This window comes from Symmachiella dynata (assembly GCF_007747995.1).
Taxonomy (GTDB): domain Bacteria; phylum Planctomycetota; class Planctomycetia; order Planctomycetales; family Planctomycetaceae; genus Symmachiella; species Symmachiella dynata.
Genome location: NZ_CP036276.1, coordinates 4,200,245 through 4,217,444, shown reverse-complemented (window position 1 = coordinate 4,217,444; position 17,200 = coordinate 4,200,245). Strand labels below are relative to the sequence as shown.

Here is a 17,200-nt window from a genome sequence, read left to right as displayed (position 1 = left end):
CTCTCCCGGTAGTCGTTTGCGAATTCCGCCTGAGATGATTCTCTCGTGATCTTCCTCTGTTCGCTAGTCCAGAGCGCGCTCCGTCGCCTCCCCCCCCCCGTAAAACTTGCGCCGCTTCGCTACTCGCCTCAGTTTCGTTGATCGATGTGATCCTGGCGACCGTTGTGAGTCCTCTAATGAGATAGCGGCTCGGGGTTTTCTGCTGCGCTGGGCGGGGGTTCTTGCCGAAGCTTTATCAATGATGCCTCGTCATTATGTTTCGCCCCTGATCCGTTTTTGCAGCGGGTGGCGACGAGGGCATGTCTTCTCGGCCGGCTGAAATGGGGGGTGCAGAAATGAGTTCGCGCTGTTTGACTTCGTTGCGAATTTGGCAATTGACCGTTGCGGTTTGCGTCTGTGCGACGACCGGCGATGCGTTGTTGGCCGCGGGGTATCCTCAGGCGCGCGGGCAGCGACCGGGGACCTTGGCGGCGCATTTTCAGACGCGGCCCGACAGCCCGTTTGCTGCTGTGCAGGCCAACTATCAAGCCGGCGGTTATCCCTGTGCGCCTCAAGCTTCGTGTGCGCCGAGCGCTCCTTACACCGCTCCCGAAACGCCGCCGCAACCGCTGAGCAACACCGCTCCGCCGGCAGCGCCGCAATACAACTTCAGCAACGCGCCGAGCGGATTGGTTCCCAGCGCGCGGACCGTGGCTGCCAACGGCGGATACATCGATCCGGCGATCGTGGAGACGCAACTTCGCTTCCGTTACGACTCGGCTTACGGCTTCAACCGCGCCGACCGCGCCGAATATTTTTATAGCACCTGGACCGTCTTCGGCGGCAAAACGCCTCCCCGCGACATGGGACCCAACGACAATATCGATGCTCAGTTTTTCAAACTGTATTACGAACAACTTGTCATGGATGATCTGTCGTTGTTCATCGAAGCGCCGATCATTTTGAACAACCCCTCAGGCGTGCCCGGTCCCGGCCCCAACACCAGCGGCTTCGGCGACCTCAACGCCGGTTTCAAATGGGCGTTGTATGAAACCGACACGACGATTTTGACGTTCCAATTGAAAAACTACATCGCCGTCGGCGACCCCGACAAATGGCTCACCGCCGGCCACGCCAGCATTGAACCAGGCTTGTTGTTTTTGACACAACCGGCCGATCGTTGGACGATTGAAGCGGAACTCAAAGATTGGATTCCGATTCAAGGCGGAGTCAATCCGCGAAACGGCCGCGACTTTGCCGGCAACGTGCTCAGCTACGGCATTGGTGCTGCATACGCGGTCGTGGACAACTCCAGTTTGAGCGTCGCCCCGGTGGCCGAGTTCGTCGGTTGGTCGGTGTTGGATGGACAAAAAACGGACTACGCGTCCTCGGGACGCCTCATCGGCCCGGTCGATGCCAGCGGCGACACCATCGTCAACGGCAAATTCGGCGTCCGCATCGGTTTTGGCAAAGACACATGTGATCCAACGAAGCAACGCGATTCGATCTACATCGGCTACGGCCGCGCCCTGACCGGCGAACGCTGGTACCAAGACATCCTGCGAGCGGAATACCGCATGTTCTTTTAACAGCACGCGGTGTTGAAGAAATTAAAAAAGCGACCGACGAGTGATTCGCCGGTCGCTTTTTTTGTTGAAATATGGGTTTACGATAAGTCACTCATAAAGACGAGTCGGCGGAGTTCGAAATCCTCTGGAAGGTAAGTTCGCAAGACGTACGGTTCGCGAATTTGTGGCTGCAATTGGTCGAGATGTTTGGTCGACTCGTATTGCCGTGTCCAGTCGACCTTGCGCTTGCTATTGGTTAAGACGTTGGTCCAGACGCTAGGTTCTTCGCGGTTTGTTTGTTGCAACGTTGTGGATTGCTCTGATCCCACGCCGTTTAGTTGCAGGCTGGTTTGCCCTGTTGTGGTGGGGGATTGCTCCTGTCCAATCGGTATCGGCATGAGTGACGTGCTCGTGCGAGAATGGGAACGCTCGCGTGAACGTTCGCCGTGCACATTTCCCGCGAATTGGACCGCGCGTGTTTCACCGCTGGTGCGTTCCTCTTGAACGCGCTCTTTGAATGCTCGCTCCTTTTGTTCTTTTAAAGCCAACTGCTCCGTGTATTGCTTGAGTACACCATCCCGGGCTTCGGTATAAGTGATCCATGAATGGCTCGGCAGCGCCGCTTGTAATTCAGCTTCCCAGGCCGTCAAGTCGACGGTCGTGCGAGCTTTGTTTTCGGCGGGGCCTTTTATGAAGCCCATGATGCGGCCGACGAAGTCGACGTTCATGTCGATGGTGGCCGCGGCTTGGTCTCCCAATTCATCCGCATCGGCGAAGCTGATCACGGCTTGAGCCAAGTGAAGTGAATCACGCACAGCTGGGGCGAATTCGTCGTTCAAAGCTCGATGGCGGATGACCTCACGCAATGGCGCGAATAAGGGAATCCGATGCTTCAACGATTGCTCGGCCGAGATTTCGAATTGGGCGAGTGCTTCGCGACTCCGATTGTTTTTTGACAACAGCAGACCATGGGCATAATACGCCCAAGGTGCGTGTCGGTTGATGTTTCTAGCAGCACGGAAATGGCCGTCCGCAATCTCACACGCTTCGCGGAAGTTTTTGGTCTCCCACGCATCGTTGAGAATGCCATGCACGTGCGACAAGTAGACGTCGCGGTCGTTTCCGTCGCTGATGAGTTGCGGCGCGTAGGTGGCAAAGTCGGCAGCGACTTCGCGTTGGAACGTACGCGTCTCGGGCTGCGGTTCCGGCGCAGCGGGTGGTTGCGGCTCCACCAGTGGTTGCACTTCGGTCTTAGCCAGAACCTTGGGTTCATCTTTTTGTGGTAACTCGATTTTAGGTTTCTTGGGAGCCGAAGGTTTGGCCGGCGTTTTCTTGGGAAGCGCGGCTAACTCAAAATGCAGGCGGAGGTCTTCGTTGCTCGATTCGACTTTGACCGTTTTTTCCGTAGGCGCGAATCCGGCCATCTCGGCGCGAATTTTGTAGGTGCCCGGTTTGAGTTCAATTTTTCCAGGCGCGGCAATCCCCAACGGTTTCCCATCCAGCAGAACCTGAGCGCCGGCGGGAGTCGATTTGAGAGCGACCGCGATCGTATTCGCCGAACGTTTTTTCCCGGAGCTGCTCGTCATTAACAGCGGGAACATCAGCAGTACGATGACGGCCAGCACTGGGTAAAGGACTTTGGGGTTTTTGCTTTGTTTTTTGAGGAACTCCGGGTCGGTCAGTTGCGCAAATCGAGCGGACCAGGTTTTGTTTTTGGATGCCTGGTCTTGGCTCGGCCAGGGAGTAGCGCTGAGATTGGGCCGCGCGCCGATTTGCACCGGAGCCGGATTGTGTTCGCGACGCGCATTCGTATCAGCCGCCTGCGGAACGTCGACGAGAATGATTGGTTTTTCTTCCAAGTCCTTCAATGCCTCTTCGGCCGAGCCATACCGGGCAGAGACAGGTTTCGCGAGCATGCGCGAGAGGGTCTTCGCCAAGTCTTGCGGCAATTTGGGAATGAGTTGTTCCAGCTCCGGCAGTGTTTCGCTGGACGAACAGTGCCAGCGCATCCAAGCCAGATCGTCGCTGACATCTTGGACGCCTTTGAAGGCCGTGGAAAAGTTATCGCCCATTAACAATTCCAAAGCGGTGAGACCTAAGCAGTAGAAATCGACACCCGGGCCGACGTCGCCGAAGACCTCGGGACGTAGCAATTCGGGGGCAACGTATTTTTGTGTCCCGCTGGGGCGACGAAACTCACCGCCGATAGAAAATCCTGCGGAGGCGCTGAGTTTGATGCATCCGTCATCGAGCAGCAATTTCGACGGTTTGATTTCGCCGTGGAGTTTGCCTTGTCCGTGCAGATACTTCAGACCCTGCAACGCTTGGCGCAGAATGCTTCTGACTAAATCGCTGGGCAAGGGACCTTCGGCCAGTCGTTGGTCGAGGCTGCCGTTCATCATCTCCATGACGATCCAGGCTTGCTGTTCATCAACGGAATAAACGCGGCAGACGTTTTCGTGGACCAAACTGGCCAGAAAACGAGCTTCGTGCCAAAACAGTTCGCTTTGCCGCGGATCGGCGCGGAGTTGTTCGTTGAGTTGTTTGATCGCGACATAGCGGCGCAGGGAACGGTCATAGGCCTCATAGACCACGGCCGAATCGCTACGACTGAGTTCGCGGAGGATTTCGTAATCCGCGTGGCTAGGAAGCGGCGCGCCGACTGCCGGTTGTGGAGTGGGTTGAGCAGCAGCGATAGGTGCTTTGTCAGCCTGCGGCTTTTGGGTTTGCTTCATCGAACGCGTCAGTTGTTCGATCATTTGATTGGCATGATCGATGGGGCGGATTTCAGGCGCAGCATGAGACACGGATGAAGCTGACAGGATCGACGAAGACGAGGCGGGAGTATCATTCTGCCCAACGTCGTTTGGATACTGTTGGAATTGGCCATGGAGCGACGACTCGCCCTGCTTGCGAGTGTGATAGGACTCGCGAGTTTCGGGCCGTAGCAATTCGGCGATCGAAGAGTGTGTGCTGTCTCCCAACGCTCCACTTTCGCCGTTTAGCTGTCGAGAGATTGAGTCATCGGCCGCGAATGAGGCGTCGAGTTTCCGCGCCGAGCGCGACGATTTGCTGTTATCTCGCATGTTGAACCCTTATTAGCCGTGCTTTGAATTTCGGGCGATCAATTTTCCACCGCAGTCATGCCGTTCGGTGGAGCCCTTCAATAGGGAATCACAATTGCTCGCAAAAACCGGACAGACAATCAGGGGAATTCGCTGCAGTGTCGGCGAAGGAGGGATTTCCGACTGGATGTAAGTCGTGCAGCTAACAGGCTTAACAGGGCGGCCACGAAAGAAAATCTGCGGAGAGATGTCCGCTTTTTTTGAGAAACTCCGATCCAAGGGGTAACGCAAACCACCTTAGGAGAGACCTTTCGATGCAAACTATCAAAACACAGGCTGCAGCGTTCCCACACGAAGCGGCTTCATTGGATAAACATTCGGCACGACGGTCAGCGTCGCGTGGACGTTGGGCGTCGTTATTGGGCGACATGTGTGGCTATCGTCTTCGCAGCGTAAAATCACGCGGCTTGGGGCAAACCGTCTATCGGGCACACGATCCGGAAGGCCGCCGGGTGGCACTGAAGGTGATCACCGGTCGTGACGAGAAGTCACGGGATTGGGCCGAACAGTTGCAACGCGAGTCGAAAATCGCCATGCAGATCAAGCACCCGCATTTGGCCGAGGTGTTTGACGTCATGAATTCCGGCGAATGCGATTTGGTCGCGATGGAATACGTCAGCGGCCAACCGCTGTCGCGATTTATCAAGAAGAAGAAAAAGATCAGCGAAAAACGAGCGGTGAAGATGGTGTTGCATCTCGCCGACGCGCTGACCGCATGCCATGCCGCTGGACTGGTGCACCGCAACATCCATCCGGAGAACGTGCTGGTCACCTCCGAAGGCAAGGCCAAGTTGATCAGCTTTGGTTTTTCTTCGTCGCCTGAATTGGATGACCAATCGTCGCCGTCGACGGCCGAGACAAAAATCGCTCGGTACCTTGCGCCGGAGCAACTACGCCGGTCAAACAAAGCGGACGTCCGTTCCGACGTCTATGCGTTGGGGGCTCTGTTGTACACCATGGTGAGCGGCGACGCCCCCTTTGCCTGTGCGGGACGGCTGTCGTTGATGCAGAACAAACGGGCCAACAACTACCGCGGCTCTGCGGAGTTTGCGGCGGAGTTGTCTCCCGCGGTGGCGGACGTGATTGATCGCTCCTTGTCGGCCGATCCGGCGGAGCGTCCGCAGTCAATGGAAGAATTTGTGCAATTGCTGCGAGGTTTTTCGGACCGTATCGGCGACTATCAATTGATCTCCAAGGTCGGCCGCGGCGCCATGGGACACGTCCATCGCGCCCGCGCCGCTGATGGGTCGATTGTCGCCATCAAGATTCTGCATGACCATTTGGTCGCGAATGAGCGGATTCTGGTGCGGTTTTATCAAGAAGCGAAATTGGCGATGGAGATGTCGCACCCCAATCTCGTTCCAGCGTATGAAGTGGGCTGTGACAATGGGAAACACTTCATTGCCATGGAATATATTGCCGGCAAGGACTTAAAGGAAACTCTTCGCACGGAAGGACGACTGCCTGAGTCGCAGGCTTTGCGGATTGTCTATGATGTGGCGAAAGCGTTGGATGCTTTGCATGGCAAGGGCCTGCTGCATCGCGACGTCAAGCCGGGGAACATCCTGTTCGATAGCCAGGGCAATGCCCGTCTCACCGATCTGGGTTTGGCCAAACAGGAAGAGTTGGATTATGAACTGACGCAAGCGGGCCACGCATTGGGGACCATGCAATACGCTCCGCCGGAACAGTTTCGCGATGCCAAGACGGTGAGTAAAACGGCCGATATTTATGCATTGGGAGTGACGCTGTACCAGATGGTCACCGGCGCGTCGCCGTTTCAAGGGAAATCCGCGATTGATCAATTGATCCGCAAATCGCGCAATGACTATGTGCCGCCGGAGAAAATCGTTCCGGGACTCAGCCAGCAGACGCGGGATTTGATTCGGGCAGCGATGCATGAGGATTCCGCCAAACGTCCGAGTAGTGCGAAAGCCTTTGCGAAGGCAACTGTCGGTTATTTGCGTTGTGAGAGCGACGCGGACGTCCAACCACAACCACAGCAAGATGCGTTGTGGAAGGTTGTATTCCTGGGGGATGACGGCAATGTGCAGCGGATTTCCGGGACCACTGAGCAGATCCGTCAATTGATTCGTGCTGGACAAATTGGGGCGGACGGACGCGCGGCACGTGAAAACGAAACGTCGTTTCGGCCGTTGGCAAATATCGCGGAATTGAACAGTTCGGAGAAAAAAGCAAAACCCAGCAGCCCCACGAAATCGACGCCCGCCTCGGGCAAGTCGGGTGGGTTGTTTCGGCGGACATTGCGGCCGTTTCTGACGGCGGCTAATCGGTTTGCCGCTTCGATGGTTGGGATCATCACTTAACGTTCGGTTGGGGCATTTGGAGGCCAGGATGGCTCTTCGCTCTGCTCCAGGGCTGATGGTTGTTTGCACTGGCGGACAAGCCGCCAGTGGCACCCGAGCTGTTAGTGGCACCCGATTCGCCAGTGGCACCTGATGCGTGCAGCTACTTTGTGAAACCACATGACCAATGGGGGCGAATCCCCAGGGAAAACTATGGAAACTGTTGAAATCTATCGTGAAACCTTGCGGCACTTTTTGGCGCCGATTCAGCCGTTGTTGGACGATCCAGCGGTTTCGGAAGTGATGGTTGTGGGGTACGACACCGTCTATTTTGAAACTGCGGGGCGGATTCAACAGGCCGAGAGTGGATTTGAGGATGAACCCTCCTTGATGGCGGCGGTTCAGAATATTGCGGAGTTTGTGGGGCGGCGGCTGGATGCGGATAACCACAGCATGGACGCGCGGCTGCCGGACGGTTCGCGGGTTCACGTGATCATTCCACCCAGTTCGCGGCGGGGTGTCTGTCTGACGATTCGTAAATTTCAGCCAGCGACATTCACATTGCCGTCGTTGGTCGATCGAGGTTCGATGAGCGACATGGCGGCGGAGTTTCTGGCCACCAGTGTGCTGCTCCACAAAAACATCATCATTTCCGGGGGAACGGGTACGGGGAAGACGTCGATGCTGAATGCACTTTCGGCGGCCGTACCGGACGAAGAGCGGATTGTCGTCATCGAAGACACCTCGGAGCTGCAGTTGAATCAACCGCATACGGTCTACTTGGAAGCACAACCGCCGCGGCCCAGCGGACGGGGCGGGGTTACGATTCGCGACCTGTTTGTGGACTCTCTGCGGATGCGGCCCGATCGTATTATCGTGGGTGAAGTCCGCCGCGGCGAAGCTTTGGAATTGATCCAGTCGATGCTTTCGGGGCACTCCGGGTCATTGACGACGGTGCATGCCAACACGCCGCGAGACGCAGCCAGTCGCTTGGAGACATTGTGCTTGATGAACGACACGGGACTTCCTGTTCATGTTGCACGGGCGCAAGTCGCCTCGGCGATTCACCTGGTTGTGCAGATTTCTCGTCTGGCGGACGGCTCGCGACGGGTGCAGACGATCAGTGAAGCCATTGGTTTGGACGACAGCGACAAATACCAATGGCGGGATCTGTTTCAATTCCAGGCACAGGGGCGTGACAAAGACGACCGGATCCAAGGCGAACTGCTGCCGACCGGTCTGCGTCCGACCTATGCCGATGAGCCGGCGGCCATGGGTTTTGAGGACCGTATTCAATTGACGGAAGGGTTGTTTGCAAGGTCACCGGAATTTGCGCGCAGCTCGCGTAGCAATGGATCTCACAAAACGGAAAAAAATACAAAATCGTGAGCGGCAGGATGTCCGGTTATTCGACGGAATTGCGATCTAGCTAACGAAGGGGGGCGACAGGTGTGAGGGTCGCCAAAGGGTCGCCAGTTGCGAGACCAATCGCTGCGGCGACATTTACTAGCCATACGAAATGGTGAAATCAAATCTGGCTGAATCATTCGGCTGGGGAATCACAAGGACTCCATCTTAAAGGGAACGAAACTATGAAGGCTTTCTCAAAAAACAGTCAGCTGCGGAAAATTGTGGGCAAGTTCAACAACGATGAAGGGGGCATGGAAACCCTGCAGGTCGTGGTGATTGTCGCGATCGCCGCATTGATCGTATTGATGATTAACACCTGGGTGGGCAACGCGGGTGACGGTGCTGGTGACAACACGGTCGGGGGGTGGGTGAACGACCTGTTGGGCCGGATCTTCGATGTCGATTTCGGCGGAACCGACGGCTAATCCTGTGGGGGATGTTGCCGCCGTTCGGTCCGACTTGCGTGGGGCCGAACGGGCGGCATTTTTCTTGATGCAGACTTGGTGCACAACAAATCAACAAAACATACAAACGGAACTCGGAAAATCAGTGGGAGCAATGACGTGACGATTACGGCTCAATTCGAACGCACCATCTGTTCCCCCGCCGGTAGCGGGGAGCGGCGACGGGCTTGGCAGCTGGCCGCGGCCGCGCCGTTGGTTGTGGGTTTAGTCATTGCCTTGTCGCAGTCAGTGGTCGCATGGGGGACGGCATTGGCGTCCATCAATGCCGCTGTGCTTGTGCTGCTCTTGGCGGTTTCGAGTTTTACGGACAGCCACTGGAGAAAGATTCCCAACTGGGCGACCTACTCGGCCCTGGGTTGGGCATTGGCGGTCAATTTGGTTGCCTCGGCGACAATGAGCAGTGAGGCGATTGGGGCCTCGCGTGCAATCGTGCCGCCGATTGGAATCGGAGCGTCGTTGTTGGGAGCGGCGGTCTGTTTTGCGACGATGCTCGTCGTGTTTCAATTGGCCGGCAGTGGAGCCGGCGATGTGAAATTGGCGGCGGCGCTGGGGGCAATCCTGGGAACCGGACAGGGGCTCACAGTCATTCTGTGGTGCCACATTGCGGCGGGAGTCGTGATGGTCGGCATGTTGGTCTGGCAGCTCGGCCCGTTGAAACTTCTGTCTACACTTTTGCGTTACGTCGGCTCGGTGTTGTTGCCTAGCCGGATTGCGAAGCCCGGATTGGGCGCGCAAGCCATCCTCCAACGTCCTGTGCCGTTGGCCGCATTCTTCGCGGTCGGCACAATCCTCTCGTACTTTCAGGGGCTGACGCTATGAAAATCATTCGCCGAAGACCATCGCGCATTGCTGTGCGCAAGCGTCGCGGACTGGCCATGTTGGAATTGGTACTGACATTAGGGACAGTCTTCGTCTTCACGGTCGCGCTCTACAGAATGGCTGTTATGTCTTGCCACAATCTCTTCCAGGTGATCGGCGGTATGGTCGGTTCGCCTTACATGTAACAGATCATCGGTATTTCTTACGACCTGCATGCACTTCGCAGCATACGATTCTCACTCGGCACTTCTGCACAACGATTCCATTTCTACGAACGACAACTTCGCCCTTAGGGGGAAACCGAAATGATCACAATTCAATCACTGATGGATTCCGTAGCGGATGTTTGGCTGGTGTGGATTCTCTCCGCCGCTGCGCTCGTTTATTTGACTCGCGGAGCGATTTTGCGACTGCGGCGCTGGAACGTTCGCGAATTGGCCGGCGGCGAAGAGGGGGCGTCCTATACGCTGTCGCTGGTGCTTGTCATGCCGGTCTATATTTTTCTGGTGTGTCTGATCGTGGAGTGCACGCTCATGTTGGTTGTGAAGACCGGCACGATGTATGCCGCATATGCGGCGGGGCGGTCGGCGATTGTTTGGGTGCCGGCTGAGCCACAGGACGACGACGCCTCGCAGGCGAAGGTCAAAAAAGCAGCCGTGCAAGCGATGACGCCGTTTGCGTCGGGGCGCGATGTGCATCGCCGGGGGACGCCTCTGGAATTTCTGCCGCGATCGGCGTCGATCGACGGACTGCTGTATCACGAAGCCTACCAGTTTTACACCAAGGGCAACGCGCCGCAGGACTATATTGTTGGCAAATACCAGTTCGCCGATATTGCCACGCAGATCACAATCGAGCCACAAGGCAACGAGCCGAACAGCGAATTGAAAGTCAGTGTCGAATATGAAATGCCGATCAACGTGCCGGGCATCGGTCGCTTTTTAGGGAACCAAGCATCATGGCCGACGGCACCGTTTTTTACGCGAAAAATTAGCTCATCGGTCATCCTCGAGCAGGAGGGGCCGCAGTCGTCTAATCAACTGTTGGGGATCGAATATGACTCAGCCATCTAAAACATCGAGCACAATCACCGCATTGCATTCGTCCGAAGCGGGTTTTATCTCGGTCGTGAATGTGGTCGCGATCTTGTTATGCACCATTTTGATGGGTCTGGTGGTCAATGCCGGCAATATTGTGCGGCACAAGGTCGAGGTACAAAACTCAGCCGACGCGACCGCCTATACTGCCGCACTGTGGCATGCCCGCGGGATGAATGCGGTGACGATGGCCAATCATGTCATGGGCGAGATCAACGCATTTGTCGTGCTGCATGAGGCGATTGGTGGTGAGGATTTGGATGACACCAATCAGAAAGAAGCGACGCAGGCAGAAGATGCGGCGTTGGAGATTGCGTACAACTTGGCCCAGAGTGCGGCAATTGCTCCGCAGGACGAAGTCTACGACACGGTTCGCCAAGAAGATGGAATCGAAGCCGAGCGGACGCTGTTGGATTCAAAAACTCAACTGAAAATTATTCTAACGGTGGCCTACGGCGGGAAGGCGGTTGCGGCTGTCTTGGAAGCGATTCCCTATACGTACGCGGTTGGTATCGCCCTGGACATTGCTGCCACTGCGGTCGAGTTGAAAGTCTATCAAGAGTACATGGTCTTGAAGGGTATTCACTTAATCGCGTCGGGGCTCAAACCGGTTTCGCAGGCACTGCAAAAAGTCGTTTTGCCGGCAGTGAAGGGGTACACCGTTGTTGTTCAGGCTGGAATACCGGCCGTCGGATTGGCAGCGGCGAAAGAGGTCGCTGAGCGGAACGACACGACTGGTTTTGTCGCACTGCCGAATTTGATGCTGCCGTTGGAGGCGGATCCGGTGGGTGAGGATCTGACCAGTGATAGCTCGGATGCGGATGTTGCGAAAACCCAATTCGTCCGTGCGACGTACCCTTGGGTGACATTCCATCGCAAACCGATTCTCGATTTCATGCGAAACTGGCTCACGTTTTCCGGGGCGCAAGGATTTTATGAGACACACACAAACGAATGCACGATCGTCGTCAGTCGGCGGCTGCAAGTCGACGGGATTATGGAACTGTTGATGATGGCCGATGTGAAAGATCCCGACAAAGGGCACGAAGACTGGACGACCGATTCCCAAGCAGCAGACAACATGTTCACCATGGTGGGCTTTGCGCATCGCGAACGGCCGCCGGTCATTTCACCGGTCGTTTATACACAATCGCAGGAGGATGGCATGGTGAACTTTGCCCAGGCAATGTTCTACAACGCGAATCCTCAAGAACCGCTTCAAAGCGTTCAAAGCCGTCAAGCGGCACTGGGGTGGGATACGTTGAACTGGCAAGATCGACCAGTGGAATGCCCGACTGATGAACGGAGCACGGGATTTCCGACGATCAGACTGAATTGGCAGGCAAAACTCGTCCCGGTGACGAACAATCGCATGCTGACCGCTCAACCGACAGCCATGGTCCAGGAGCCGTTTCGCAGTGTGTTGGAACGGACTGTCAGCGCCTCGCCGATGGTTCATCATTAAACGTGGATAAAGCAACCGACATCGGGTTGTATCAAATGGCTCATTTGGGGTGCGGACTTTCGTAGAGGGCATTTTTAATAACACTTGGCGAGGCCAAGGCAAACATAAATTGCGCGGGTGATCACAATGAAAAACAACCGTAAACAAAAACTCGCCACATCGCGCCGTCGTGGGGCGGCTCCGATTGAATTGGTCCTGTGCCTTCCCTTTTTAGTGGGGGCGTTGGCGGTGATCTTCACGCTGGCTAGCGCGGGGCTGACGAAGTCGCAAAGTGCCGTCACCGCGCGGCATAATGCGTGGCGGGAACGGAACAATGAATGGCAAGACTCACCAACCTACTCTCAAACCAATAGTAATGTGGCCGGCACGGGGGCTTTGGGTGTGATCCTGGCGCTGGGGCCGGGGTATGCGACTAACGCCGGTCTGTTGGAAGGCAACGACAGTCGCTCCGTGGCCGTGGCGCATCCGGGGTACGAGTCCCAAAATCTGACGACCGACGCCAATCATTTTGTGTTGGGAGGAGCATGGGATCACCGGCGCGTGCCGAGCACTGATCGGGGGCGGTTGGTTCCGTCGAACCTTTTCACTTCGCTGGATCTGGGAGATATTTCGATGCCCGATATGTCCGGTTTCGCCGACCTGTTGAGCGCTGATCTGATTGCCAACGTCGGTTCACTGCTCGATGGCAGTGATGTTGTGGATGCACTCACCCAGGGGAAAGCGGATGCGGTGAAGAAGATTGCAGAGCTAAATGAAAAAATCGAGGACCTCAAAGAGCAAATCGAAGAATTGAAAGACGCCGATCCGCCGGATTGGGGACAGATCCAGGCACTGCAGCAGCAAATTCAAGAACTGTATAATCAGATCAGCGAAATTCAGGACGCGATGGGTGAACTGGACAACTTTGGCAACCAGCTACCAATCTGAGCTTGGCGGTGGGGATCGAGTTGCATTGACGGCATGGGACCCTGCCACACGCAGCCCGGTCCCCTCGCATTCAGATCGCCTGGATGCGGTGACAGGGCCATGATTTAGGCTGTGTCTTAACTGTATATAAATAAAGCAGTTAGGGAAGTTGGTTTTGTTGGAGGCGTCGCGAAAGGTGTCTGCGGCAATTTCCTGAAAGAATCTGTGCTGCAGATGTCCGGTTTTTACGCGAGTTTGTGATCAACTAGGTAGCCGCAGGGGCGAACGTCGGGTTCGCCTCGCGGTTTTCCTCATCACAAATTGGCGGGAAACATGTCGAGCCTTTCCGAAAAAACTCGCCCCACAGAAGAGAAAAGCGGGGCGGCAAAAATCGCGACCCGGGCGGGACGGATTCTGATTATCGTCCTGCTGATCTGGGCGGGGATTACAACGGGCGGCGCGCTGAAGACCTTGTTTTCCAGCGAAGCAGCCCAAGCTCCTCAGGTCGTTGAGAACGATGCGTTCCCACAAATGCCGGCGGTGACGATTGAGATGCTCCGCGGGCGGTGGGAAGTCACCGGAATGCCGGTCAGCATCGAGTTATTGCAAACAGATGAAAGCCGCGTCGATGCGATTTTATCCCAAGCTCCGGCTGCTAACGAGATCCCGTTTTCCGTCGCCAACGACTTGTCGGTGATGATCAATCAATTCAAGTCGCGCATGGCTGAGCTGGCAACCGACCAGGACGTTCACGTGTACGGCATGGACGAACCCTCTGTACGCGTTCGCATGTACTTTCGTAACGGGGGCGGGACCGACCACTTTCTGGGGGGAAATGTGGCGGTCCCGCGTGGGGACGGCCACTGGATGGTCGTCATGCTCCGGGGATGTGTGCCGCAAGCATTGACGGTGGACCACCAAGAGTTCCTGACGACTTTGCCGAACGGTTCACAGCGAGTCGCGGCCCGTCGCAATGCGGATGGCACTTTGCAATGCGAAATTGTGCAACTGCACGGCGGACTGGAGCAAGCGTCCCTGGCTTGGCAACACGCCGGTTGGAAGGTGAACGCGTTGCCCGTCGCGAAGACCGATCCCAATTCCTTTCAGTTGACGCGCGGCTCGGAGATTGTGCAGGTCCATGTCTTGGCCGCTCCGGGTACCCCCTCGGACTATGTGCTGTTCGTTCGCAGTCCTCAAGTGATTCGCTGAATCTGACTTTTCTAACTCACAAGGTGTTTTATGAATCATTTAACAAAACTCGCATTGCCGATCGGCTTAGGCTTGGTCGCAGCATTTTTGAACTACAAGACGGTGAGTGCTCGGATCCAGCCGCAGTATTTTGTGCGCGTGAGCGAGGACTTGAAAGCGGGCGAAAGCTTTTCGGGCGACAACCTCACCAAGGTCTCCTTGCAAGGCGAACGGTCGGACTTATCAAAGACATTCGTGCCTTGGAAAGAACGGGCAGTGCTTTATCAACGTCCGGTGCCACGCAACTTGCAGGCGGGGGATATCGTGTTTTGGCGGGATGCCACGGCTCCCACGTTGAAGCTTTCAGCGGAACCGGGCGAATTGGAGTTTCACGTCGCCTTTCGTGATCTGCAGGCTGTGCCGAAAGACATCCGCGCGGGGCAGCAAGTCAGTTTTCGTGTGGGAACCGACACGACCAAATTGCGAGGCGACGCTCGCACCAATTATGTGGCGAATGCGACGACTGATCAGAAGATCGGCCCGTTCCGCGTCTTGGAAGTCGGCGGGTTCGACGTTTCTGGTGAAGAAGATGCGGCTCGGTCGAATGGATACATCAAAGTTGCCGTCAAATGGGACGACGAGCGGATGGAGCGGCTGTCGCAAGCCATGGAAACGCATTCCGTCGAACGTGTGTTAGGTGTGTTTTTGGACGGCTGAATAGGACCGGCGACAATTTGACACAACGGACATCACAGCTGACAGAACGACGAATTTCTTCCCTAAAACCAGTTTTTAAAACCCGGTTGAGCTAGTTCTGAAAACTTGCGGATCATAGTCAGTGAGACGCATCAGAGGGTTTTAAAACGACTTGTAATAGTAAGCCGCAGTCATTATGAAAATTTGGTACAACAACGCACTGGAATCCGAACGATTCATTACCGACGTGGTCGGAAATCGTGTCCGCATTGGACGCGGTGTCGGGAATGATATTGTCTTGAAAAGCCCCTACGTCGCTGAGGAAGCTGCTGTGCTATCGCGGCGGGGCGACCGGTGGGAACTGATTGCCTTGGGGTTGAATGGCTGCGAAGTCAACGATTCGCCGTTATGGCAAGGGGACCGGATCGCACTCGACGGTTCGGAAAAGATCAAACTGTTTCCGTTCACGCTCACGTTGGAGCCGGAAAAAAACAAAGTCAGCACTCCGGAAGAGCGGCATCGTGCCGGCGATGTTCAGACGTCGGAATTGATCCGCGACATGCATGTCCAATTGCTGTCGCACATGGATTTGGGTGATGCCGATGACCCGCGGAATAACAGCGACGAATACCTGATGTCGCTAGAGCGAAACATTGATGAAATCGCGCGGCTGAACGGAATCACCGCTCCCGACAAGGTGGAGCTGGTCACGCACATTGCCGGACAAGCGGTCCGCAATCTACTCATTGAGCGTTTGATTGATCAGTGCAAAAAAGAAGATGCGGCCAATCCGCTGTGTGAGTCGCACGACTGGGCACGTTTGGTTTCCGCCGTTCCGGACCGGGAACGCGAGTTGGACCAAGTGATCGATCGCATGTTTCGCAATCTAGAACTGGAAGCGGTGTCCGACATCAGTGAGCAAATGGCCTTGGTGGAGACAAAGTTTTGGACTGCCTGGGATGGCCTGAGCGGAGACGTATTTGAGGAGTTCCGACTTTATACGGCACTGCGGCACTTGAAGAAGCAAATCAAAGACATTGTCTTCGGCTACGGACCCTTGGAAGATTTGTTGCGGACACCGACGGTCAGCGAAATTATGGTGGTCAGCCGGGATCAGATTTACGTCGAAAAAAACGGCGTTGTGGAAAATTCGGGACGGCGTTTTATCTCGGATGAAGTCACGCTGACAATTATCGAGCGGATCGTGGGGAAAGTGGGGCGACGGATCGATAAGTCGCAACCCCTGGTCGACGCCCGTTTGCTGGACGGCAGCCGTGTGAACGCGGTGATTCCGCCACTGGCAGTCAGTGGACCCTGTCTGACGATTCGCAAATTCCCCGCATCACGGCTGATGATCGACGACTTGATCGCCATGGGGGCGATGAGCGACACGGTAGCGGCGTTCCTGCGGGCGGCCGTTATTGCACGCAAGAATATTTTAATCTCCGGCGGAACGGGCACGGGAAAAACCACCTTGCTGAATTGCCTCAGCGACTTCATTCCGGACAAAGAACGGATTGTCACGATCGAAGATACGGCCGAATTACAACTCAACAAAGAACATGTTGTGCGGTTGGAAACAAAGAAGGCCAACACCGAGGGAACCGGGGCATATTCGATTCACGATTTGGTGAAAAACTCGTTACGGATGCGACCCGAGCGGATTGTCGTCGGGGAATGCCGAGGGGCAGAAGCGTTGGACATGTTGCAGGCGATGAACACGGGCCACGATGGTTCGTTGACGACGATTCACGCCAATAATTCTGCCGACGTAGTGCTTCGATTAGAAATCATGGTGCAATCAGCGGTCGCATTGCCGGTGGATTCGATTCATCGCCAGATTTCTTCGGCAATCGACTTGGTGGTCCAACTGAATCGAGCGAAGGATGGACGTCGCCGCATTTCGCAAGTTACGGAAATCGACGGCATCGACGAAGTGCACGGCGGCGTGCGAACGAAGGATATTTTTGCTCTCGAAAAAATGGGGAAGACGTTGGAGTTGATGCCGACCGGGAGACTGCCGAGTTTTATGGACGAACTGATTGATGGGGATTTGATCGAACTCGATGGCTTTTACCGCTAATCACACATTGAAATCCGTGTGTCCGGTAAAAAACACTGCTGGACAAGCCAGCAGTGGCACCCGACTCTTGAATATTTTTTTAACGTACCGCTAA

At 55.7% G+C, this 17,200-nt stretch carries 13 protein-coding genes; 12 read left to right on the top strand and 1 reads right to left on the bottom strand.

The genetic code is table 11. From position 1 onward, the window contains the following. Positions 1–335 precede the first annotated feature (335 nt). Positions 336–1,568 carry a transporter gene (locus tag Mal52_RS15890; protein WP_145377171.1) on the top strand — a complete coding sequence of 411 codons (1,233 nt, stop codon included), beginning with the start codon at positions 336–338 and terminating at the stop codon, positions 1,566–1,568. 77 nt (positions 1,569–1,645) lie between these two features. On the opposite strand, the gene Mal52_RS15885 is transcribed toward Mal52_RS15890, so the two are convergent. After that, positions 1,646–4,633, bottom strand: coding sequence for a serine/threonine-protein kinase (locus tag Mal52_RS15885; RefSeq protein ID WP_145377170.1), 2,988 nt, complete (start codon positions 4,631–4,633; stop codon positions 1,646–1,648). A 293-nt stretch (positions 4,634–4,926) separates the two neighbouring features. On the opposite strand from Mal52_RS15885, the gene Mal52_RS15880 reads away from it, so the two are divergent. The 11 genes from Mal52_RS15880 to Mal52_RS15830 all read left to right on the top strand — a co-directional run bounded on the left by Mal52_RS15880 (position 4,927) and on the right by Mal52_RS15830 (position 17,106). After that, complete coding sequence (locus Mal52_RS15880) at positions 4,927–6,999, top strand: serine/threonine-protein kinase (protein WP_145377169.1); 2,073 nt, start codon at positions 4,927–4,929, stop codon at positions 6,997–6,999. 192 nt (positions 7,000–7,191) lie between these two features. Continuing rightward, positions 7,192–8,367, top strand: coding sequence for a TadA family conjugal transfer-associated ATPase (locus tag Mal52_RS15875; protein ID WP_197534235.1), 1,176 nt, complete (start codon positions 7,192–7,194; stop codon positions 8,365–8,367). 203 nt (positions 8,368–8,570) lie between these two features. Beyond that, positions 8,571–8,813, top strand: coding sequence for a hypothetical protein (locus tag Mal52_RS15870; protein WP_145377167.1), 243 nt, complete (start codon positions 8,571–8,573; stop codon positions 8,811–8,813). Between the two features lie 138 nt (positions 8,814–8,951). Then, the gene (locus tag Mal52_RS15865; protein WP_197534234.1) at positions 8,952–9,671 is read left to right on the top strand and encodes a prepilin peptidase; all 720 of its coding nucleotides are present in this window, start codon (positions 8,952–8,954) and stop codon (positions 9,669–9,671) included. Further along, positions 9,668–9,856, top strand: coding sequence for a hypothetical protein (locus tag Mal52_RS15860; protein WP_145377165.1), 189 nt, complete (start codon positions 9,668–9,670; stop codon positions 9,854–9,856). The genes Mal52_RS15865 and Mal52_RS15860 overlap by 4 nt, the downstream gene beginning before the upstream one ends. 120 nt (positions 9,857–9,976) lie before the next feature. Continuing rightward, entirely contained in the window at positions 9,977–10,744 is a 768-nt protein-coding gene (locus Mal52_RS15855; protein ID WP_145377164.1) for a TadE/TadG family type IV pilus assembly protein, read from the top strand. Beyond that, positions 10,728–12,233 carry a Tad domain-containing protein gene (locus Mal52_RS15850; RefSeq protein ID WP_145377163.1) on the top strand — a complete coding sequence of 502 codons (1,506 nt, stop codon included), beginning with the start codon at positions 10,728–10,730 and terminating at the stop codon, positions 12,231–12,233. The genes Mal52_RS15855 and Mal52_RS15850 overlap by 17 nt, the downstream gene beginning before the upstream one ends. 126 nt (positions 12,234–12,359) lie before the next feature. Continuing rightward, positions 12,360–13,160, top strand: a complete 801-nt coding sequence (locus tag Mal52_RS15845) for a FlxA-like family protein (protein WP_145377162.1) — start codon at positions 12,360–12,362, stop codon at positions 13,158–13,160. Positions 13,161–13,472: 312 nt separating this feature from the next. Further along, positions 13,473–14,348 (top strand): hypothetical protein, encoded by an 876-nt coding sequence (locus Mal52_RS15840; protein WP_145377161.1) that lies wholly within the window; start codon positions 13,473–13,475, stop codon positions 14,346–14,348. Between the two features lie 30 nt (positions 14,349–14,378). Next, on the top strand, positions 14,379–15,044 hold the full coding sequence (locus Mal52_RS15835; protein ID WP_145377160.1) for a hypothetical protein: 666 nt from the start codon (positions 14,379–14,381) through the stop codon (positions 15,042–15,044). A 175-nt stretch (positions 15,045–15,219) separates the two neighbouring features. Next, entirely contained in the window at positions 15,220–17,106 is a 1,887-nt protein-coding gene (locus Mal52_RS15830) for a TadA family conjugal transfer-associated ATPase (RefSeq protein ID WP_145377159.1), read from the top strand. Positions 17,107–17,200 lie beyond the last annotated feature (94 nt).